The organism is Marinobacterium jannaschii DSM 6295, assembly GCF_000620085.1.
GTDB lineage: Bacteria > Pseudomonadota > Gammaproteobacteria > Pseudomonadales > Balneatricaceae > Pontibacterium > Pontibacterium jannaschii.
Window position 1 is genome coordinate 251,924 of record NZ_KK211066.1, and the last position, 19,744, is coordinate 271,667.

17 protein-coding genes and 1 pseudogene are annotated in these 19,744 nt (G+C 56.1%); 5 read left to right on the forward strand and 13 right to left on the reverse strand.

Annotated elements, in window-relative coordinates:
• Positions 1-41: 41 nt before the first annotated feature.
• From Q354_RS0120335 to Q354_RS0120345, 3 genes are read right to left on the reverse strand one after another with little or no spacing between them, the layout of a single operon-like run.
• Positions 42-746: an anaerobic ribonucleoside-triphosphate reductase activating protein gene (locus Q354_RS0120335; RefSeq protein WP_027859216.1), complete on the reverse strand. Its 705-nt coding sequence runs from the start codon at positions 744-746 to the stop codon at positions 42-44.
• Between the two features lie 46 nt (positions 747-792).
• Entirely contained in the window at positions 793-960 is a 168-nt protein-coding gene (gene nrdD / locus Q354_RS28900; protein WP_051560434.1) for an anaerobic ribonucleoside-triphosphate reductase, read from the reverse strand.
• 20 nt (positions 961-980) lie between these two features.
• Positions 981-2,720, reverse strand: a complete 1,740-nt coding sequence (locus Q354_RS0120345; RefSeq protein WP_027859218.1) for a ribonucleoside triphosphate reductase — start codon at positions 2,718-2,720, stop codon at positions 981-983.
• A gap of 154 nt (positions 2,721-2,874) precedes the next feature.
• Between Q354_RS0120345 and ubiT the strand changes: the two genes are divergently transcribed.
• Positions 2,875-3,375: a ubiquinone anaerobic biosynthesis accessory factor UbiT gene (gene ubiT, locus Q354_RS26655; protein ID WP_051560436.1), complete on the forward strand. Its 501-nt coding sequence runs from the start codon at positions 2,875-2,877 to the stop codon at positions 3,373-3,375.
• A 141-nt stretch (positions 3,376-3,516) separates the two neighbouring features.
• On the opposite strand, the gene Q354_RS0120355 is transcribed toward ubiT, so the two are convergent.
• From Q354_RS0120355 to Q354_RS0120365, 3 genes are all read right to left on the reverse strand, one after another.
• On the reverse strand, positions 3,517-4,422 hold the full coding sequence (locus Q354_RS0120355) for a U32 family peptidase (RefSeq protein WP_211252301.1): 906 nt from the start codon (positions 4,420-4,422) through the stop codon (positions 3,517-3,519).
• Positions 4,423-4,431: 9 nt separating this feature from the next.
• A complete protein-coding gene (ubiU, locus tag Q354_RS0120360; RefSeq protein ID WP_036230872.1) occupies positions 4,432-5,424 on the reverse strand; it encodes a ubiquinone anaerobic biosynthesis protein UbiU in 993 nt (330 codons plus the stop codon).
• Between the two features lie 343 nt (positions 5,425-5,767).
• A complete protein-coding gene (locus Q354_RS0120365; protein WP_027859221.1) occupies positions 5,768-6,697 on the reverse strand; it encodes a permease in 930 nt (309 codons plus the stop codon).
• A 127-nt stretch (positions 6,698-6,824) separates the two neighbouring features.
• Between Q354_RS0120365 and Q354_RS0120370 the strand changes: the two genes are divergently transcribed.
• Positions 6,825-7,124, forward strand: coding sequence for an ArsR/SmtB family transcription factor (locus Q354_RS0120370; RefSeq protein WP_027859222.1), 300 nt, complete (start codon positions 6,825-6,827; stop codon positions 7,122-7,124).
• A gap of 158 nt (positions 7,125-7,282) precedes the next feature.
• The gene (locus Q354_RS26660; RefSeq protein WP_051560439.1) at positions 7,283-9,124 is read left to right on the forward strand and encodes a hypothetical protein; all 1,842 of its coding nucleotides are present in this window, start codon (positions 7,283-7,285) and stop codon (positions 9,122-9,124) included.
• Between the two features lie 138 nt (positions 9,125-9,262).
• Here the strand turns inward: Q354_RS26660 and nhaA are convergent, their stop codons facing one another.
• The 4 genes from nhaA to Q354_RS0120395 form a co-directional block, all read right to left on the reverse strand.
• On the reverse strand, positions 9,263-10,729 hold the full coding sequence (nhaA, locus tag Q354_RS26665; RefSeq protein ID WP_084332692.1) for a Na+/H+ antiporter NhaA: 1,467 nt from the start codon (positions 10,727-10,729) through the stop codon (positions 9,263-9,265).
• Positions 10,730-11,152: 423 nt separating this feature from the next.
• Positions 11,153-12,025: a delta-class carbonic anhydrase gene (locus Q354_RS0120385; RefSeq protein ID WP_027859223.1), complete on the reverse strand. Its 873-nt coding sequence runs from the start codon at positions 12,023-12,025 to the stop codon at positions 11,153-11,155.
• Between the two features lie 305 nt (positions 12,026-12,330).
• Positions 12,331-13,182, reverse strand: coding sequence for a GNAT family N-acetyltransferase (locus Q354_RS0120390; protein WP_027859224.1), 852 nt, complete (start codon positions 13,180-13,182; stop codon positions 12,331-12,333).
• A 95-nt stretch (positions 13,183-13,277) separates the two neighbouring features.
• The gene (locus Q354_RS0120395; protein ID WP_027859225.1) at positions 13,278-14,135 is read right to left on the reverse strand and encodes a PA4780 family RIO1-like protein kinase; all 858 of its coding nucleotides are present in this window, start codon (positions 14,133-14,135) and stop codon (positions 13,278-13,280) included.
• Between the two features lie 572 nt (positions 14,136-14,707).
• Here Q354_RS0120395 and Q354_RS26670 point away from each other — a divergent pair.
• Entirely contained in the window at positions 14,708-15,415 is a 708-nt protein-coding gene (locus Q354_RS26670; RefSeq protein ID WP_084332693.1) for a glutathione S-transferase family protein, read from the forward strand.
• Between the two features lie 39 nt (positions 15,416-15,454).
• On the opposite strand, the gene Q354_RS0120405 is transcribed toward Q354_RS26670, so the two are convergent.
• Together Q354_RS0120405 and Q354_RS28960 are read right to left on the reverse strand one after the other, a co-directional pair.
• Positions 15,455-16,063 carry an alpha-ketoglutarate-dependent dioxygenase AlkB family protein gene (locus tag Q354_RS0120405; RefSeq protein ID WP_027859226.1) on the reverse strand — a complete coding sequence of 203 codons (609 nt, stop codon included), beginning with the start codon at positions 16,061-16,063 and terminating at the stop codon, positions 15,455-15,457.
• 54 nt (positions 16,064-16,117) lie between these two features.
• Positions 16,118-16,953, reverse strand: a pseudogene (locus Q354_RS28960) (2OG-Fe(II) oxygenase).
• Positions 16,954-17,308: 355 nt separating this feature from the next.
• On the opposite strand from Q354_RS28960, the gene ada reads away from it, so the two are divergent.
• Positions 17,309-18,370, forward strand: coding sequence for a bifunctional DNA-binding transcriptional regulator/O6-methylguanine-DNA methyltransferase Ada (ada, locus tag Q354_RS0120415; RefSeq protein ID WP_027859227.1), 1,062 nt, complete (start codon positions 17,309-17,311; stop codon positions 18,368-18,370).
• Positions 18,371-19,026: 656 nt separating this feature from the next.
• Here the strand turns inward: ada and Q354_RS0120420 are convergent.
• On the reverse strand, positions 19,027-19,245 hold the full coding sequence (locus Q354_RS0120420) for a hypothetical protein (protein WP_027859228.1): 219 nt from the start codon (positions 19,243-19,245) through the stop codon (positions 19,027-19,029).
• Positions 19,246-19,744: the final 499 nt, after the last annotated feature.

Below are 19,744 nucleotides of genomic sequence, written 5' to 3' on the forward strand. Positions count from 1 at the left end.
CCGGGTCTGCCGAATATGCCGTCGCCTTCAACCTCGCCCGCTTACTCGCGCCACTCAAAGTGCGGGAAGATCCCTTCCAGCCTCGCCTTCAACAGCGCCTTTTGCCCCGGATCGATCAGCGCGGGCTGGCGTAGCCGAGGATCAAGGCAGTGACCGCCGTGATTGATCTGCAGCGCATAGTGCTGCACGCCCTGTTGTTGTAACTGCTGCGCCAGTTGGAGCAGGTCATCCGGCTGCAGCAGCCGCCAGTCCACTGTGGTGCGGCACTCAAAGGCGGTGCTGCTCTCAAGTAACAGCTCCAGGCAGCGCCGGTTCTGGCCCGGCTGATGGGTCCGCCCCGTCACCTGCGGGTAAAGGTGATCCGGCGCTTTCACATCCAGCCCCACCCAGTCGAGCAACCCCAGCAACTCGGCCAGATGACGCGCACTCACCCCGGCGCTGTGCAGCCCCACCTTGTAGCCCAGCTCGATGGCCGTCAGCATCGCCGCGCGCAAGCCCGGCTGCAGGGTTGGCTCGCCACCACTGAACACCACCGCTTCCAGCAGTCCCCGGCGCTGTTGCAGGAAATCCAGCACCTGCCCCCAGCTGATGGCGCCATCGCCGGATTCAAAGGGGATCAGGTGCGGATTCTGGCAGTAGCCACAGCGCAGCGGGCAGCCCTGGGTATAGACCACACAGGCCAGGTGATCGGGAAAGTCGATGGTGGTCAGGGGTGTAATACCACTGATCTGCGGGGCGGTGGACATCGCAACTCCTTGTACAGCCGGGTGAACACGCGGTTGAAAAGCGCCGTTACCGCTTCGGCTCGATAAAGTGGCGGCGCTCAGCATGCTCGGCCTGTTTACCGGCATTAAACTGCGCCACCGGGCGGTGGTAGCCCATCACCCGGGTCCAGACTTCACAGCGCTGGCGTTGTTCAGGGTTTAGATGGGTAGTTGCATCGGTCAGTGGTTCATTCATCGGAAACATCCTCAGTAAACTCAGTGGGTGATTTGCAGTGATTGCTGATCTTGCTGCTGTTTCTGTAACTGCTCGTGCAGTAGCTGCTCATCGCAACGTGGGCAGAACTCATGTTCACCGGCCAGGTAGCCGTGTACCGGGCAGATCGAAAAGGTCGGCGTTATAGTGATATAGGGCAGCGCGAACTGGCTGAGCGAGGCTTTCACCAGCTGCTTACAGGCCCGTACGCTGGAGATCCGCTCACGCATATAGAGGTGCAACACGGTGCCACCGGTGTAACGGGTCTGCAGCGGGTCCTGCATCTCCAGCGCGGTAAAAGGATCATCGGTAAAGCCCACCGGCAACTGGCTGGAGTTGGTGTAGTAAGGGCTCTGGCGGGTGCCCGCCTGGAGAATATCCGGATAGCGCTTCTGGTCTTCGCGGGCGAAGCGGTAGGTGGTGCCCTCCGCCGGGGTCGCTTCGAGGTTATAGAGGTGACCGGTCTGTTGCTGGAACTCCGTCAGACGGCCGTTAATATGATCCAGCAACCGGATCGCCGCTGCCTGGCCCTCATCGTGACTGATATCGAGGCGATCGTCGCTGAAGTTACGCAACATCTCATTGATACCGTTTACCCCGATGGTGGAGAAATGGTTACGCAGGGTGCCCAGGTAGCGTTTGCTGTAGGGAAACAGCCCCTCGTCCATCAGCTGCTGGATCCGCTGGCGCTTCAGCTCCAGCGAGTCTTTTGCTAGCAGCAGCAGGTGATCCAGCTCGCTATAGAGCGCCTGCCAGTCGCCCTTGAAGCGATAGCCCAGCCGGGCGCAGTTGATAGTAACCACCCCGATCGAGCCGGTCTGCTCGGCCGATCCGAACAGGCCGTTTCCCCGCTTCAGCAGCTCGCGCAGATCCAGCTGCAGGCGACAGCACATGGAGCGCACCATATTGGGTTCGAGGTCAGAACGGATAAAGTTCTGGAAGTACGGCAGGCCATATTTGGCGGTCAGGCTGAACAGCCGATCGGCGTTATCGCTCTCCCAGTCGAAGTCGCGGGTGATGTTGTAGGTGGGGATCGGAAAGGTGAACACCCGTCCCTTATCGTCGCCCTGCTCCATCACCTCCAGATAGGCGCGATTGATCATATCCATCTCGGCTTGCAGCTCACCGTAGCTGAACGGCATCTCCTCACCGGCGATCACCGGAATCTGCTCGCACAGATCATCCGGACAGTGCCAATCGAAGGTCAGGTTGGTAAAGGGGGTCTGGGTGCCCCAGCGTGAGGGCACATTGAGGTTGTAGATCAGCTCCTGCATACACTGCAGCACCGCCTCGTAACCCATACGGTCTTTGCGCACAAAAGGTGCCAGGTAGGTATCGAATGAACTAAATGCCTGCGCCCCGGCCCACTCATTCTGCAGCGTGCCGAGGAAGTTAACGATCTGGCCCACAGCACTGCTAAGGTGCTTCGGCGGCCCGCTCTCCAGGCGTCCGGGTATGCCGTTAAGACCCTCATGCAACAGGCTGCGCAATGACCAGCCGGCGCAGTAGCCGGAGAGCATATCCAGATCATGAATATGCAGATCCCCCTCGCGGTGGGCCAGACCGATCTGCGGCGTATAGACCTCGTTCAGCCAGTAGTTGGCGATCACCTTCCCCGACACATTCAGAATCAGGCCTCCCAGCGAATAGCCCTGATTGGCGTTAGCGTTTACCCGCCAGTCACTGCGCTCCAGATACTCATCCACGGTACTTCTTACGGTTACTGACTGATGACTCTCCATGACTCCCTCAACACTATATATGGTTGTTTATTCAACATCAGACACAATATGTAGTGCATTGTGCGTAATCCAAGCACTAGATGGCCTTGATAAATGTCAAGGGGATCAAATCGCGGATCCATTAAGATCGCGCCATCTCAGAAGGAGCCCACTGATGACAATATTCACCACCCCGCTGACGCTGCCCCGCCCGGACCTCTCATCCCTGAAGTCGCACTTCGCCACCCGGGTCATTAGTAAAACCGAATCGGCCCTGCCGTTCAGGCTCAAGCAGACACTGCTGGAAAAGGCCCTCAACGAAGCCTTTCAGCAGCCCCTGGCCGATAATGAGTTCTACTTTCTGGAGGGCCGGCAACTGGGGCTGGAGTTCAGCGATCTGGAGATTAAGATCATCATCAGCTGCGAAGGCGAACGCCTGATTGTCTGCGACGGTGATCAGGCCGATGCCTGGATCAAGGGCCAGGCACGGGACTTCCTGCAACTGGCTAATCGTGAACTCGACCCCGACACCCTGTTCTTCCAGCGCCGCCTGCTGATCGAAGGCAACACCGAACTGGGACTGGCCGTGAAAAACCTGCTCGACAGCATCGACTGGGACGACCTGCCAAAGGCGACACGCATGGGGATTGAATGGTTAAGCCGGTTACCGCTTTAGTCACCGAGCAACTTTTGCAGCAACGCCCCGAGCGCGATAGAAATTTGTATATTTACCGGACACGGCCGGGGGCGCTGCTGCAAAAGCCTTGTCATGGTGTAAGAGCTCACTCCGTGAGCGAAGCTCTTTCCCAGAAAACAATCACTCCACCCACTGAATGCCGGGTTCACCATACCAGTAGCCATTGCACTGCCCCTGCCTGACCAGCGGTATGACTTCGGCCCCCGAGCGCCCGTTTAACCGATCATCGAAGCGCTTAATCACTTCCACCAGCCCTTCACGCTGTGGGCTGATCCGGACCTTATCGACGCCGATCTCCGCCATTCGCGTCAGTTCATGTTCCAGGTTGTAGTGCTCTGCAGACAGGGTCTGGATGCCGTTCATGGTAAACAGCGCCTTGCCCTCCTGGGAGCGCATTACCAGGCCATCCGGATACTCGATACAGCAGAACTCACAATTGTCCTTCGGCACATTGCGGTAGCGGGCGGTGAAGCAGCGCGCCGCGTAGGCCAGCGGCAGGCAGCCATAGGCAAACACCTCGGTCTCCAGCTCCGGCATAGAGCCATCCTGCGCGACCTGCTGTAACAGGGCGGATAAGGTCTCGGCCCCCAGCTCCACCGGCATCACCCAGCGTCGCATACCGTTACGATAGAGCCGCTTCAGTACCTGCAGGTTATAGATATTGATCGATGGCCCGGTGGTAAACGTCAGCCCCTGCTGACTCAGCAGCTGCACCGCCGCCATATCATTGGCCTCCACCTGAAACTCACCGTTATTGCAGATCCGGCGCAGGGTTTTCAGCTCGGACTCCGCCTCCAGCAGCGCCAGCCCTGACAGCACCACCTGCTTGCCACAACTTTGCAGCTCACGGGCTAACCCCAGCCACTCATCGGTTTTCAGCTGGCGGCGCTTGGAGCAGACCGTCTCCCCCAGGTAGATTGTCTCAACCGCCGTCTCCGCCATCCCGGCGTAGAAGTTATAGACGTCCTGTTTCGGCCAGAAATACAGCAGAGGCCCCAGTGTCAGTTGCATCCGGTTTTGCATCATCCGATCCCCCTACTGCCAGCTGCGGTGATAGGCACCGATGGTGGTGGTTGCGCCTTCTGACAGATCGGTCAGCCCCTGGTTCCACTGCGGTTTCACCTGGAAATCAGCGGCCGTCGCGGCCTGATCCAGCGCCTGCCGCCAGATACCCACCACCTGCGCGACATAAGCCGGACTGCGCTGACGGCCTTCAATCTTCACGGCGCTGATGCCGATCGACTTAAGCTGTGGGATAAGATCCAGGGTATTGAGGCTGGTTGGCTCCTCCATGGTGTGATAAGTGTGGCCCTCGACCTCAAAGCGCCCCTTACAGAGGGTCGGATAACCGGCTTTCTCACCGCGGCCATAGCGGTCGATCAGCACCTCATTCAGGCGTGATTCCAGCCCGCGCGGAGTCTCCTCCCAGCGCACAGCCTTGGCCGGCGAGCAGGCACCTCGGGTATTGGGGGATTCATCAGTCAGATAGGAGGAGAGGTAACAGCGCCCCTCCACCATAATGCAGAGACTGCCGAAGGCGAACACCTCCAGCTCAACCGGGCTGTGTTTTGCCAGATGCTCGACCTGAGCCAGAGACAGCACCCGTGGCAATACGGCGCGCTTGATATTGAACTGTTGCTGGTAATAACTCAGGGCTTCGTAGTTGGTCGCCGAGCCCTGAACCGAAAGGTGTAAGTTAAGATCGGGATGCCTATCTGCCGCATGGCCCAGCACCCCCATGTCGGCGGCGATCAGTGCATCCACCTGCAGATCCGCCGCCATATCCACCGCCTGCTGCCACCGTTGCCAGCCCTGTGGTTGCGGATAGGTATTGATCGCACAGAGCACCTTAACGCCCCGGCTACGGGCATACTCTATCCCCTTCTCCGCCTTACGCCGGTCAAAGTTCAGACCGGCAAAGTGGCGGGCATTTGTCGCATCACGAAAGCCGAAATAGACCGCATCGGCACCATTATCCACTGCCGCTTTCAAGGCAGGAAAACTCCCTGCCGGACAGACCAGATCCATCACCACCTCCCGAACTACTGCTTAGAAGCACACCTTAGAAGCGAAGCCTTATAAACAAGCCAAACGGCAGGCAGCGTAGCAACGGCATGGCGGGAATGACTTGATGGTTATCAAGGGGCTTCGGTCGGTGAAAGCGGGGGAAGGTCGCTGCAACAAGAGCCTGGGCATGGTGTAGGAGCTCACACCGTGAGCGAAGCTCTTCCTCTGAAAAAGCTTCGCGCCTGCAAAGCGTTCCCACACCGAATAGCAGGCCCGAGGTATCCGTGGGTTTTGTCGCCTCGCTCCGTTACAGACACAAGTAGTGTGGTGTTGAACGCAGCGAAACCCTGGTTACCCCCAAGCCTCAAAACACATAGCTATAGAAATACCCCGCACCGACCGCCATACCCAGCACCACAAACAGGAACGCCATAATCATCTGGTTGTTAAAGATCGCCTTCAGCAATATCACCTCGGTCAGGCTGGCCCCGGCGCTGCCGATCACCAGTGCCATGACTGCTCCCAACCCCATACCCTTAGTCAGCAACGCTGCACTCAGCGGCACCATCGCCGTACTACTGATATAAAGCGGAATACCGATCACCGCCGCCACCGGAATCGCCAGGGGGTTACTCTCGCCTGCCACGCTGGCCACGAAATCCGAAGGCATAAAGCCGTAGATCAGCGAGCCCAGCGAGATACCGGCGATCAGGTAAGGCACCACTTTCAGGAAATCACTCCAGGTAGTGCGCCAGATCCGCATCCACTTTGACTCCACCGCAACAGGCTCAGCTGCGCTGCTATCACCACAACTGCTGGCACAGCCCTTCTTCTCCGGTGTCAGGTATGCCTCCGGCTTGATATGTTTCTCAAAACCCAGTTTTTCCAGCGTATAGCCTGCGGCAATGGACACCCCCATGGCGATGGCGAAATAACTCAGGGTGATCTTAAGGCCAAAGGTTACCGCGAACAGGCCGATCACTATCGGGTTAAGCAGCGGGCTGGCAAACAGGAACACCATCATGGTGCCGAAACCAGCATTGGCCCGCAGCAATCCCTTCAGGAACGGGATGGTCGAGCAGGAACAGAACGGCGTGATCGCACCAAGGAAGCCCGCGATCACATAGCCCTTACCCCCTTTACTGCTGAGGATACTCTGTACCCGGTGTGGCGGCAGATACTCCAGCAGCACTCCGACACCGTAACTGATCAGCAGATAGAGCAGCGTCAGCTCCACCGCCAGAAAGGCGAACATTCCCAATGCATCGGAGACCATCTCCGCAGTAATCGTCATAGACCCTCCCAAAACTATATTTCTAGTTTTATAGAATTAATAATGCAGTGAAATCTAGCGCCGACAGGCTGTCACCGTCAAGTTATTTCTAGTAATATCGAAATATAAGTTTAGTGAGGATATCGTGATGGAACTGGAAAATGTCGCCAAAGCCCTGAAAGAACTGGGCCACCCTACCCGGCTGACTGTATTCAAACGGCTGGTGAGATCCGGCCATCAGGGAATGGCGGTCGGGGAAGTACAGGAGCAACTGGGTATCCCCGGCTCCACCCTCTCACACCACCTCTCCAGCCTCGCCTCCGCCGGGCTGATCTCCCAGCGCCGCGAAGGCCGCACCCTCTACTGCGTGGCGGAGTATCAGCAGCTACAGGGCGTGATCGACTTCCTCGTTGAGGAGTGCTGTGCCGATACCGCGCAAGATAACTGATCACCTGATCTTGCGGAATGATGGCCCGGGATCATCGCTGCCTCTAAATGGCTGTGATCATTAAACATCTGCCACCTGTGCCTGAGATGCGGTCAAGTTTCCGCCTATTCTGCCGAAAACTGAGTATCCGGTTGGATTTATAGGTGAAGGACCACAGCATGAAAATCACATCAAACAATGACGCTATCGCCAGCCAGCTGCAGCTATCAAGCCACCCGCTGAATAACGGCAAGCAGCCGGCAGAGACTCCGACCCGGCTGAGCAGCACATCGGCACAGGCAGACAAGGTGGTGCTTTCAGAGGCAGCCCGACAGGCGGGTCATTCCGAGCCCCTGCCAGAGGTCGCGCCACATAAAGCCTTTATCGGCAATGATACCGTCCTGATCCAGCCGGAATCAGAGACAACCCAACGTATGGAAGCGATCCTCAACCGTCTGTCCGAAGACGAACAGAAGGATCTGATCGATTCCAAACTGCTTACCGAAGATAAGTTCCTGCAGCTGGCGGAAGAACTTAGCGACGAAGAACTGAAACAATTTGTCGCTATCACCACGGCACTGGAAACCCCGCCAAAGCGCAATGGTTTTAACCCCATCATGCCCGGCGGCCATCAGGAAACCCTGAGTCTGGTCGACAGGCTCTCCGCCATGGATCAAAGCACCCGTAGCCGTGTGCTGGAAAAGGCCGACGGCTACGCGGATAAGGTTTACAAACCCGCCCCCTCCTCCAGCTATCAGCCCGATGGCACTTTCGCCTTCCTGCAACCCTCGGAATCCGCCAACGACCTGCATAACCTGATCGGTGCGGTCGGTCGCAGTGACGATGTCGATGGCATGCTTGATCAGCTGGAGCTGTTCGAAGAATCCGATCAATCCAGCCTGCTTGGCCTGTTGCATGCAGATATTGGGCTGGGGGGACGGATGATGGATCAGCTCGAAGGGCGCAATAAGGAATCGCAGAGTGCCGTGCTGGATTTCGTCAGCCAGATCAGCAGCAATATCAGTGGCTATGCGCCGGAGCTGCAGACAACCACCGGCGCTACCTCACCGGGAGAACGCGCCTTCGCCTTACTCGGCCATGACAATGGCAGCAGTCAGGTGGCTTTCGGCATGATCGAAGATACTGTCTCGCTGATGGAAAACTACCGCTTCGACGATGCCCAGCTCAAGCAGATGGGCGATCAGCTACGGCATATGGAACGCGGCGATCAACGTGCCTACCTCGCCATCACCGAGACCGGGCTGGATAACCTGCTGGGTGGTAACGAGGGCAAAGGCGCACAGATCGACCTGAGCGAGCATGAAGAGGTGTTCGAGCAGATCGACAGCCTGCGCAACGACCGCCAGGTGCGGCAGCTGGTATTCGAGTCCCGCATGGGACAAGAGGAGCTGATCGATGGCCGTCGCTTCTACGAACTGAAAGGCCAGGGTGAGTCTGAACGCGACCAGCAACAGATGATCAAATTCCTCACCACTGATGCCTGGCTCAATCGCGAAGTCGACAACAGCTCCGCCCATGACTCACAGACCCGACGCCTGACCAGCCAGCTGTCTGAACTCGGTGCCGAACAGCGCGACCAGCTGGTAGAAAGCCTCAACCGGCTGGCACAGAGCGAACACCCGATGGCCGAACTGTCTGAACCGGCACTGGAAGAGGTTTATGGTGCCTTCTTCGACCGCACCACCTCCATCGCCAACACTGACGACCTCGGCGCCCTGCTGAATGCCGAAGCGGACACCCAACAGGCATTGCGGGAATCGTTCTGGCAAGCCACCGAACTGGCTGGCGAACAGGTTGATGACCTGGTGAAGCTGCTCGATAACAGCGCACCGGAACTGCGTGAACAGATCATCATCACCCTGTCCGAAGAGTCCGCCCTGATTGATGCGAAGGAGAAAGATCGTGACAGCAGCGAAGAAGAACTGAGCAAGCTGATCAGCTACTTCGAAAAAGACCACACCGAGGCTGAGAAACAACGCTATCTGGAAGGTGCGTTCTGAGGCAACATCAATATTGAATCAGACCGTCGGCAGTATGACCGCAAGCGCTAAACAGCCATAATCCGCAGCCTCCTGATAAACAAAAAGCCCCACTCAATGAGCAGGGCTTTTGGCTTTCATACCTGGGGCTAGACCGCCCTAAGCGGATTGACCTCCGTGACTGGCGTCAGCGGACTCCGCAGGCTTAGAGGCGTCCTCCGCTGGCTTAGCTGCTTCAGCTTCAGCTTCAGTCACAGGTGCCTTCACCTGTTTCTTGGTCATCATGTACAACCAGGTAAAGCCGATCAGGCCAGACACCAGGGACGCAAACAGGATGCCTGTTTTCGCCATCAGCAGATCCTGTGGCGAGCCCGCAAAACCAAGCTCGGCAATAAAGATCGACATGGTGAATCCGATCCCGCCCATAAACGCCACACCGACGATATGGTTAAAGTTGAGATCAGATGGCAGCTTACAGATACCCATCTTCACCGCCATCCAGCTGAGTCCGGCAATACCGATCAGCTTACCGACCACCAGACCAAATATAATCCCCAGGGCAACCGGATCGGTCAGCACATCACCGAAGCTACCAAACTCAATCGGTACACCCGCGTTAGCCAACGCGAAGATTGGGATTACGATATAAGCAGATGGCAGATGCAGCGCGTGTTCAAGCTGCTGTGCCGGTGCCTGAGCCAGGTTTACACCCTCACCCAGATGATGCACACGGGAACGCAGCTCATCATTGATCATGATGTTTTCGTTGCGCTTGTACGCCTCTTTGATCTGCTCCAGTGTCGTCTTCATCTGACAGATAAAGCGCTTCGGATCGTATTTCGGTTTCATCGGCATGGTGAACGCCAGCAGCACCCCGGCAAGGGTTGCGTGCACGCCGCTCTTCAGCATCGCAACCCAGAGGATTGCACCGACAAACAGATACGGCGACTGACGACGAATTCCGCCCTTATTGAAGCTGACCAGGATCGCTACACACAATGCAGCAAGACCCATGGCGGCCATGTTCAGGCTTTCGGTGTAGAACAGGGCGATCACAACAACCGCGCCCAGATCATCCACTATCGCCAGTGCGACCAAAAACAGCAGCAAACTGGTCGGAATCCTGCGTCCCAACAGTGCCAGCGCCCCCAGGGCAAAGGCGATATCGGTTGCCATCGGGATACCCCAACCGACAAAGGTTGGACTGCCTGCATTGATACCCATGTAGATCAATGCGGGTACAAGCATGCCGCCTACTGCGGCAATAATCGGTAACAGAGCCTGCTTGATGTCGGACAGTTCGCCCACCAGCAGCTCGCGTTTAAGTTCCAGGCCTACAACCAGGAAGAAGATCGCCATCAGGCCATCGTTAATCCAGTGGTGCAGCGTTTTCGATAGTTGGAAGCCTTCTACGCCAACTGTGAAATGCAGTTGGAAGAAATGATGGTATTGTTCGTAGAAACCAGTGTTGGCAATTATCAGCGCAACTACCGCACACAGCATCAGCAACACACCACTGGTGGTCTGACGGTGTATGAACTCTTCCAGTGGTGAAAGCACGCTGTTAAACGCTTTTTCCCACGGCGCAATATACTCTTTGCCCTTAACTCTACGTCTAGGTCTCATCTTATGCTCCAATCACACTCTCTGATTCGCACGACTAAAACGTCATTCGGGCTGAACAACCAGCACCAAACTGATGCCAATTTAGGGGCCAGTTTAGCAAGCTGGTCACCTCCTACCTGAGTTTTAGGCGCATCACTCTACCAGAATTCTCGATCGAGATAACACCCTCTTATAACAAAACCCGCTATGCCTTGACTAAGCTATAAATAAATGCGCTAAAAAATGAGCGTTACGCTGGCAATCTTGCTGCGAATCCCGCCCGGGGCGAACAAGCCGGTCAAAGCGCCAATAACTGCTGCCACAGGGCGCAATGCCACACTCCACCAGCAGCTCCCTCCGGGCCTACCCGCCCCCCTTCGCCTTGCTAACGGGCGGATAGGCAGATTAACACGGGCCTTAGATGGCGTTATCAGCCAGCCGCAGTTATTGTTGTGCGATCCGAGACAGAAGGTCCGGGTTAATCACCAGATTACGCACGCCATGGCCGTGATCTTCGTTGAAATCGTTGCCTTTACACCACTGGCCGACGGTTTCGATATCCACCTTCATCACCCTGGGCCTGACACTCCAGGCCACCTGGAACGGCGATCCCTTCTCGTTATACCCCGGGCCGGTGGTCGATCCGGCATACTGTACCGCTTTACCGGTATTGTCCGGGATACCCAGCGCCTGATAGCGGCCATTTCTGACACCGTGATCAGCCAGTGCGGCAAAGTCAGCCGCATTGCGGTCATTCACCAGTACATAGACCTGGGCCTCAACCCGCAGCTGCGGATTGCTGATCGACGGACTTAAACAGGATTTCAGGGTAGGGCCGGGCTTGATCCGGGCACTGGAGTGAACATAGTGCACCTCGATAGTATCCCCCGGATAGAGGCCGCCATGGGACCCGGCGCAGACCGCCTTATTCAGCGGCGCCAGTTCAGTCGCACTCAGTTGCCCGGAATAGCGATAACCGCTTCGGAATCCATGCCCATCGCCATTACCGGCATAACGGGTAAACTCGCCGCCTTTATGCTCGGCATTCTTATGAAAGTGGATATTGCAGAGATTCATCTCGGGGAATGCGGGCGCAGCCCCGAACAGGCGCTTGTTATTGCCCTTAAGCGAATCGATATCCCGCGGTGACTGGGGGCCAAACCCTTTATCCTGGGTGTTCTCCCTGAGCCTCTCCCGCTGCTGTTTGATCACCTGGTCTGAGACCTCGTCGTGACCGCCCGTGGCCGTGGTTCCGGCATGGGCACACAGGGGTGATAACGCAGCTGCTACCAGCAGGATACGAAGATCTGTCTTCATTGCTATTCTCTCGCTTCGTTGATGAACAGTTAAAAATTCTGTCTAAGCGCGCAACACGCTTACGAGGCTGTCGGAAAAACATCAAACAACGAAGACTACAATCCCTGACAGCGATTCCTTTCGCCTTAATCGGTGAAAACCCAGCCCAGACTCCGGACTGTATAACAGTGGCGAGCGCGGCAGGACATTCCGCTATCTCGCCTTAAAAACCAGACTGGCCGCCCTACTATCCCATGCAGCCAAGACCTGAAAATTACAACCGCCGGTGTGCAAAACGGGCCACGCCAGCGTCATCAGCCTAACCATCAGCCGATCTCGAACGAGGTCACACCATAGGTGCGATCCAGCGGCAGCTCCGGCTGCTCGCCGGTATACATCCGCGCGGTCTCAAACACCCGCTGCATGCCGTAACGCCCGGCCAGATCGACCGCAGCCGAATTAACCTCAGGCACATCCAGATAAACCGGATCAGCAGCACCGGCCTTAGCCCGCAGCGCCAGAAACAACGCTTCCGCCTGCTCAGCACTGTCAGCAAACAACGGCCCGATCTTATAACCGCTGCGACAGGGGCGTATCACCCCGTAGCCTGCCAGCTTACCGTCCTGCAAGATCCCCAACGCGGTGCCATCAGACTGACCGATCCAGTGACGGGTAAAGTCGCTGCGCCCTGTCGGAAAAAACGGCTGGTCATAGCGGTCGAGATCACTAAACGGCAGTTCGGACAGCGTCACAATAGCCGCATTATCGATAGCATCACCGCCACCCTGGCCCTCAAAGCGGATATTACTATAGGCCAGTTTAAAGCCGGACTGACGGTAGTTATCCTGCTGTGCCAGCACCCCATCCAGGCCGATATTGCAGCCATCGAGGTAATCCAGCCCGGTGTTCCAGATCGCCATACCGTACCCCTGACCACGGAACTCCGGCTTGACGATATAGAAGCCCAGAAAACCAAACTGATCGTCATAGCGCACCGTCGAAATGCAGGCGATCGGCTCATCATCCAGCAAACCGATAAAGAATCCGTTGGGATCAGCCCGGTAGTAACTATCGGCATCATGCAGCCCCGGATTCCAGCCCTCGGCCGCCGCCCAGTCGATGGCGATATCCAGCTCCTGGCAGGTCATCGCTCTGATCTGGTAGTTATGCTTGTTCATAGATATTCCTGAGACATGATGAGGATGCGGGTCACCCACCCTATCTGCGGGTTGGATAGCTTAACTATAGGAGCTGTCTGCTGAGGGCGACTCACTTATGCCTCTTCAACGGCTTCGCGGATGCGTTCCTGGCGGGCCTGCTCTTCCTGCATCACTGCTTTGATCTCTTCAAGTACGCTATCGACATCAGCGCTGTCATTGCGATCACCAAAGTCACCACTCAGCGTCGATCCCGGCGTTAAGTTCCCCTCTTCGAACAGCGCCCACATCTCTTTGGCATACTGCGTGCGCAATAAGGCGGGCGCAAAACTGCCATAGTAGCGGCGCATATTGTTGACGTCCCGGGCGAACATCTCCTGCGCGCTGTTATTGGCCGCGGCATTAACCGCCTGGGGCAGATCGATAATCACCGGGCCATCATCGTCGACCAGCACGTTAAATTCGGATAGGTCACCATGCACAATACCCTCACACAACATGAGCATAATGTAATGCATCATCAGGTTGTGATCTTCAATCGCTTGCTCTTCCGACATCATCACATCACCGAGTCGTGGTGCAACGTCACCGTCGCCATCGGTGACCAGCTCCATCAGCAGAACACCGTCCACGCAACCGAAGGTTTCAGGCACCCGCACTCCGGCACGGCCTAAGCGGGACAAGGCGTCGACTTCGGCATTTTGCCAGATCTCCTCCTGCTGCTGGCGGCCATAGTTAGAGCTCTTCTGCATCGCACGTGCCTGGCGGCCACTGCGAACTTTGCGCCCTTCCTGATATTGCGCGGCTTTCTTAAAGCTGCGTTTCACCGCATCTTTATAGACTTTGGCGCAGCGGATACTGTCACCACAACGGACAATATATACATCGGCTTCTTTACCGCTCATCAGACGGCTGATGACTTCATCGATCAGGCCATCCTCGACGAGGGGCCTTAGGCGTTTAGGTATCTTCAAGGGCGATCTGCTAACTGTACTCGGTTACCGATCATCATCCGATCGGCAACGTTCTGTGTGTATTTATTTACTCGGATCAACAAGATTTCACCGACTGGGGATGGTGGATGGTTATGGCTCATTCGCGGATTCTCAGCCACCGGGAAGGCCTGTCATATACTGCTTTAGGCTATACGCAGGGCCAACTCGACATCACCTGACGAGGTAGAAACCGCTGTAACAGCGCCACGGTCGAAGGCGCATGGCGCCACTCAGTCCGCACCGGTAAGCCGGTGGCCCGCCACCGCAAACTATTGAACGATAACTCCCCACCGAAGGCAAGGCACCGACCATGCGACAAGGCCTGGGGGAGCATTAGTAAAGGACAGCAAACCAGAGGTCGGCGGGTTCTCTACTGACGATAGTGTGACAGGTCAAATTGATAAGCGATCTATACGGGACTCTGGTCGACGGCAGCCGGTGCAGCCAATGGTTTGGGCTGGTGTCCTTCATTACCGGTAAACGACCGTGTCGCAGCAGCTGAGAGACCGAAGCCGCTGAGACAGCGCCCCCCAGCCAGGGCCAATCTGGCAATGGCCGTGGCACTGCCGGCAGTTTGGCGCGACAATAGTCGGCTAAGCAACAGTTCGCAAAACGCAAAGGAGAGAACCATCTACACACTATACTGGGACCGGGGCGGTGCCAATATGGCATCCCACGCCATACTGGAAGAACTGGGCGTACCTTACGAGATGGTCGAGATCGACCTGGCGAAACAGATGCAGCGTTCTGCCGAATATCTGGCGATCAACCCCAACGGTAAAGTCCCGACCTTGCGCCATCAGGGACAGATTGTCTACGAATCCGCCGCCATCCTGACCTACCTGCTGGACCAGCATCCCGACAGCGACCTGGCGCCGGCAACAAACTCCCCTTTGCGCGGCCGCTACTACCAAACCCTGTTCTGGCTCTCCGGTACGGTTCAGGAAGCCGCCAACCGCTGGGCGCATCCGGAACAGTATACCGACGCCGCCACAGCGTTCGCAGGCATCAAAGCCAGCGCCACCACAGAACTCAGCCGCTGCTGGCAGTTGCTGGACGACAACCTCAAGGACAGCGGCCCCTGGCTACTCGGCGACAAACTGAGTGGTGCCGATTTCCACCTGTTTATGATCGCCTGGTGGAGCCGCCGCTACGACGCCAACGCCCTTAACTGGCCCCAGCTGAAACGCCATACCGACGCCATGCTAGAGCGCGAATCCGTAAAGCGGATGATCGCGCAGGAGGGACTGGTTCTCTGAGGCCAAGGCCAATCGGATAGGCCCCGAGGCCTCTGCATATCAGCTGACGATAGTACGAAAGGTCAGGTTAACCCTCGCGACATGGGGGACTTTGGTGGGTGGCTGGCGGTGTAGCCAGTGGGTCTGGGTGGTGCCTTTCATCACCAGTAAGCTGCCATGCTCCAGCACCTGGGATACTGACTCTTTACTGCCCTTATGCTTGAAGGCAAACTTCCGTTCGGCCCCCAGGCTCAGCGAGCCGATGGCACCGTCTTTCTTCAGGTCGGTCTCGCCGTCGCTGTGCCACGCCATCCCCTCGCTGCCGTCGTGATAGAGGTTAAGCAGGCAGGAGTTGTAGCTTTCACCGCTTTCCTTTTCGACAATCGCCTTCAGCGCCAGCAGCTCCGGAGTCCAGGCAAGTGCCGTCTTGGTGGTTTTGGAGTAGGTATAGCTGAATGGCTGATCGCCATACCAGGCGACCTTGCGTTTGGTAATGATCTTTTTGCCAAAGATCACCGCTTCATCATTTCGCCAGGCAATACCACTCAGCAGGGCCTGATAGAACTGGTCGGCCTGATCCAGCGGCATCACAGGGCCATAGTATTCCGCCACCCCGTCATAGGGCAGCAGGTTCTGCGGTGTGTCCGCGATCTGATCAAACAGGTCCATCAACTCACTGACTCCTCATATCGTTGGCTTGCCTCTATTCCGACCGTTACTGCGCTAACGTTCGGCATCATGAAAGATGATGCCCATGGCGTAACGCGCGCCCTGATGCACCTCGCTGACACCGTGCTTCATAGTAACCCGGTAGCAGCCACGTGTACCCCGCTCCGGTTTAAAGTTAGTGGCGAAGATAATCATATCGCCCTGTTGCGGGGTTAACACCATGGCCCGGGATTGCGCCCTCGGTATCTGCTGGGTCAGGACAAACTCGCCGCCGCTGAAATCCCTTCCTGGCCGGTTCAAGATACAGGCAGCTTGCAGCGGGAAATAGACCTCACCATAGAGGTCCTGATGCACCCGCCTGCGCCGTATCGCAGGATAAGCGACGTCGGCTTATGCTGGCCGCTGGCGGCACATTGCCGCTGCAACTGCGCCAGCGTATCGGGGAAGACTCTGTCGATATTGAGCGCCTGCATCCACTGGTTGGCGATCGGCACCAACCTGGGATACAACGTCTCCCTCAGCTGCTGCACCACCGCCGGCAAGGGATAGTCCCAGTACTTGTACTCGCCACTGCCAAGGCGGTAGCGCTCCATCAGCACGGTTTTGCGGTAGATATCGTGACGCCCGTAATCCGCCATCAGCCGACCACACAACGCGGCGCTTAAGAAACCGGGCACCACGGCATAACCCCTGGCATCTAATGCAGCTGTGATATCGCCCCAGTTCAGGACATCTACATCGGTTTCGAGCAAAGAGGTCATAGCAGCCCTATTGTCATTTTTCAGATACATTCCCAACCCTAAGAGGCTGACGTAGGTTGGCGCTGAGGAGCGTAGCGACAAAGCCCAACATTGCCGTGAAGGCGCCTGGATCGAGGGAATTCGAGGCATTTCCGGGGTTCGCTAGTTCACCGCCAGCCTACATCCTTATCACCGGCAATACTTTCACAGCCTCCTAAGCGCCAGCACCGTGGTACACCACAGCGAAGACCGGGACTTGTAGTCATTGCAGTCGCACCTGTGTCAGTTGTCACGGCACAGGGCGAATACCGCAAGGCTAACCAGCAACGCCGTGTCAAACCATCCGAATCTTGCCGCCGATATTTTCACCCGGATTTCACCCGGCCCAGCTGTTTGGACAGCACTTGCCCGGCAATGGTAGAAATGATGTAGCAAGAATCGGATGGCCGCCGCATCAGGGACAGGGTTACATTGCGGTCATCAATCTTTAACCGAGGGACACCCCATGTCGATGCCATCTGAACAACAAATGCGCGCCGCGATCGCAGCCAGAGACAGCGCCCTCGACGGTCAGTTTTACTACGGCGTGGTGACGACCGGCGTGTTCTGCCAGCCGTCATGTTCCTCCCGAGCGGCGCGGCCCGAGAACCTGAGGTTTTTCAGGACGATCGAAGCCGCGATGCTGGCGGGGTTCCGGCCCTGCAAACGCTGCCAGTCGATCGAGCGTCTATCGCAGGTAGAGCGACTGGTTAAGGTCGCCCGCTATATCGAGCAACACGCCGATGAACGACTGACTCTCACAGACCTGGCCGGGCAGGCCCTGCTCTCCCCCTCCCGGCTACAACGGGTCTTCAAGCAGGCCTTTGGTGTTTCCCCCAAGGCCTACCAGGACGCCATACGGATGCAGCACTTCAAGCAATCCCTCAAGGCCGGTGACGATGTTACCGATGCTATTTATGCCTCCGGCTTCGGCTCCCTCAGCCGCGTCTACGGCGAACCGGGCCGCAATATCGGCATGACACCCAAGGTCTACCGGGCCGGGGGCGCGGGTGAGACGATCTCCTACGCCTGCCGCAACACCGCCCTGGGGCTGATGGTCATGGCGGCAACCGACAAGGGTGTCTGCTTTGTGCAGTTTGGTGATGATGAGGAGGTGCTGGTAAGCCAACTCGCGCAGGAATTCCCAAACGCCGGGCTGAGTCCTTCGGATGCCCAGCAATCGCCGGAGCTGGATGCCTGGATGGCCGCGCTGGATCAGCATATCAGCCAGGGGGCACCCCGCCCCGAGCTACCACTCGATATACGCGGCACCGCCTTTCAGGTCAGGGTCTGGCAGTTCTTGCTCAGTGTGCGCGAGGGTGAGGTGCTCAGTTACTCTGAACTGGCCGAAGGAATCGACAAACCCAAAGCGGTGCGCGCCGTGGCCTCTGCCTGCGGCAAGAACCGCATCGGCGTACTGATCCCCTGCCACCGGGTGCTAAGAAGCGACGGCAGCCTGGGCGGATATCGCTGGGGACTCGAACGTAAACGGGCATTGCTAGACGCGGAACGGGGGCGTAATACCTGAGTTGTCAGTGAAGCTGAACACCACCAAAACTGTAGCTGACACTGTCTCAGTTGAGCATCTACTTCGAAGGCCGGATCGACGAATACGTCGATCTGTCAAACCCGGGTGACACAGAACTATGAACACCTCAAGTTGGTTCATGCGAAGAACTCTATTACAGACTGATCTTCAGCCACTATAGGGTCAGTGATGTGATAAATATCCTTAATCCAAGTAAATTTTAGCGGGTGTCCTTTTTCTATTTACTTTTTCTATTATTCCGATTGCAGATTTACTCAATTCAGTACCAACTCACGGATTATAAAGAGGCTGTCGGATTAGAGATTTAAACCCAAAAACTCACCCTTGACAGTTCCCGCTGTTCCGTTTTAAGTTTGAAACAATATACCAATTATGCGCTGATAATCGATTCAAACACGCATTGATTGTCTTTTATACAATCACAATAAGCATAATAAGAATATCCAAAAAACTTTACCGAATCAATGTAAAGACCAAGCACTCCGGGCAAACGGATATCACAGTCTGAAGCGGATTCAGATCAACATAGGCCATGCGGATAGCAATCCCTGCTCATCCAGCAATAAAGCTAGTGGGTCTACTTTTTATATAAGTATGACAACATTTTATCCAGCCCCTTTAGCGCCACTAATAAATCAATCATCATCTTGCATAGATATTGAATACTTACCCGATTCAAGACCCGCTAACCTCTCAGCAATACTTGCCCCTTCTAAACCTGATAAGACTATTGACTCATTCGCAGGGTAGAATATGTACTCATCTTTAGAGCCATCAAACTTTATCCTCCCTAGAATATTACCGTCACCACTAATACAATCAATTTCTTGATGGATTGGAAAGAACAGCACCATATAAAACATCCTTTACAAAAATATATCTCAGTGAATGGCTTCTAATTACAGCATTCAATTCAACATTACAAGAGACGGACACCGAATTTACAACCATTTTTGAAAATTTGGCTTTCGATATGGAAGGTTTAGAAACTATCAGGAAGAAACCAAGCATAATAAGGACGCATAATAAGGACACCCATAAAATTCTACTGGATCGAAGTCAAGTCAGACCACTTCAGGCAATCTGCTTACTGAGCCCGAATCGGATTCAGATCAACATAGGCCATGCAGCTCAGCAGCCCCTGTTTATCCAGCAAAAAATTCTATGGGTGTCCTCTTCTTACTTACGGTAACACCTGAGGCCTGACCTCTTCACCTCATTATCACACTGACCGACAGCCCGGGGCCTTGATTAGATGGACAGCCTCCGCACCTAAACTTAATGATTCGACTGTGTACGCTCTGACTGATCCCGCCACTAACGGGTACACCCAGGTGATCCAATCTTCCTTGA

Bases quoted from the DNA above. Each gene is read 5' to 3' on its own strand.
- Q354_RS0120385 (WP_027859223.1), bottom strand. From the start codon at position 12,025: ATGAAGACAGATCTTCGTATCCTGCTGGTAGCAGCTGCGTTATCACCC.
- Q354_RS0120405 (WP_027859226.1), bottom strand. From the start codon at position 16,063: ATGGACCTGTTTGATCAGATCGCGGACACACCGCAGAACCTGCTGCCC.
- ubiU (WP_036230872.1), bottom strand. From the start codon at position 5,424: ATGGATCTGGTCTGTCCGGCAGGGAGTTTTCCTGCCTTGAAAGCGGCA.
- ubiT (WP_051560436.1), top strand. From the start codon at position 2,875: ATGACAATATTCACCACCCCGCTGACGCTGCCCCGCCCGGACCTCTCA.
- Q354_RS0120365 (WP_027859221.1), bottom strand. From the start codon at position 6,697: ATGACGATTACTGCGGAGATGGTCTCCGATGCATTGGGAATGTTCGCC.
- ada (WP_027859227.1), top strand. From the start codon at position 17,309: ATGTCGATGCCATCTGAACAACAAATGCGCGCCGCGATCGCAGCCAGA.
- Q354_RS0120345 (WP_027859218.1), bottom strand. From the start codon at position 2,720: ATGGAGAGTCATCAGTCAGTAACCGTAAGAAGTACCGTGGATGAGTAT.
- nhaA (WP_084332692.1), bottom strand. From the start codon at position 10,729: ATGAGACCTAGACGTAGAGTTAAGGGCAAAGAGTATATTGCGCCGTGG.
- Q354_RS0120355 (WP_211252301.1), bottom strand. From the start codon at position 4,422: ATGATGCAAAACCGGATGCAACTGACACTGGGGCCTCTGCTGTATTTC.
- Q354_RS26670 (WP_084332693.1), top strand. From the start codon at position 14,708: ATGGCCGTGGCACTGCCGGCAGTTTGGCGCGACAATAGTCGGCTAAGC.
- Q354_RS26660 (WP_051560439.1), top strand. From the start codon at position 7,283: ATGAAAATCACATCAAACAATGACGCTATCGCCAGCCAGCTGCAGCTA.
- nrdD (WP_051560434.1), bottom strand. From the start codon at position 960: ATGAATGAACCACTGACCGATGCAACTACCCATCTAAACCCTGAACAA.
- Q354_RS0120335 (WP_027859216.1), bottom strand. From the start codon at position 746: ATGTCCACCGCCCCGCAGATCAGTGGTATTACACCCCTGACCACCATC.
- Q354_RS0120370 (WP_027859222.1), top strand. From the start codon at position 6,825: ATGGAACTGGAAAATGTCGCCAAAGCCCTGAAAGAACTGGGCCACCCT.
- Q354_RS0120390 (WP_027859224.1), bottom strand. From the start codon at position 13,182: ATGAACAAGCATAACTACCAGATCAGAGCGATGACCTGCCAGGAGCTG.
- Q354_RS0120420 (WP_027859228.1), bottom strand. From the start codon at position 19,245: ATGGTGCTGTTCTTTCCAATCCATCAAGAAATTGATTGTATTAGTGGT.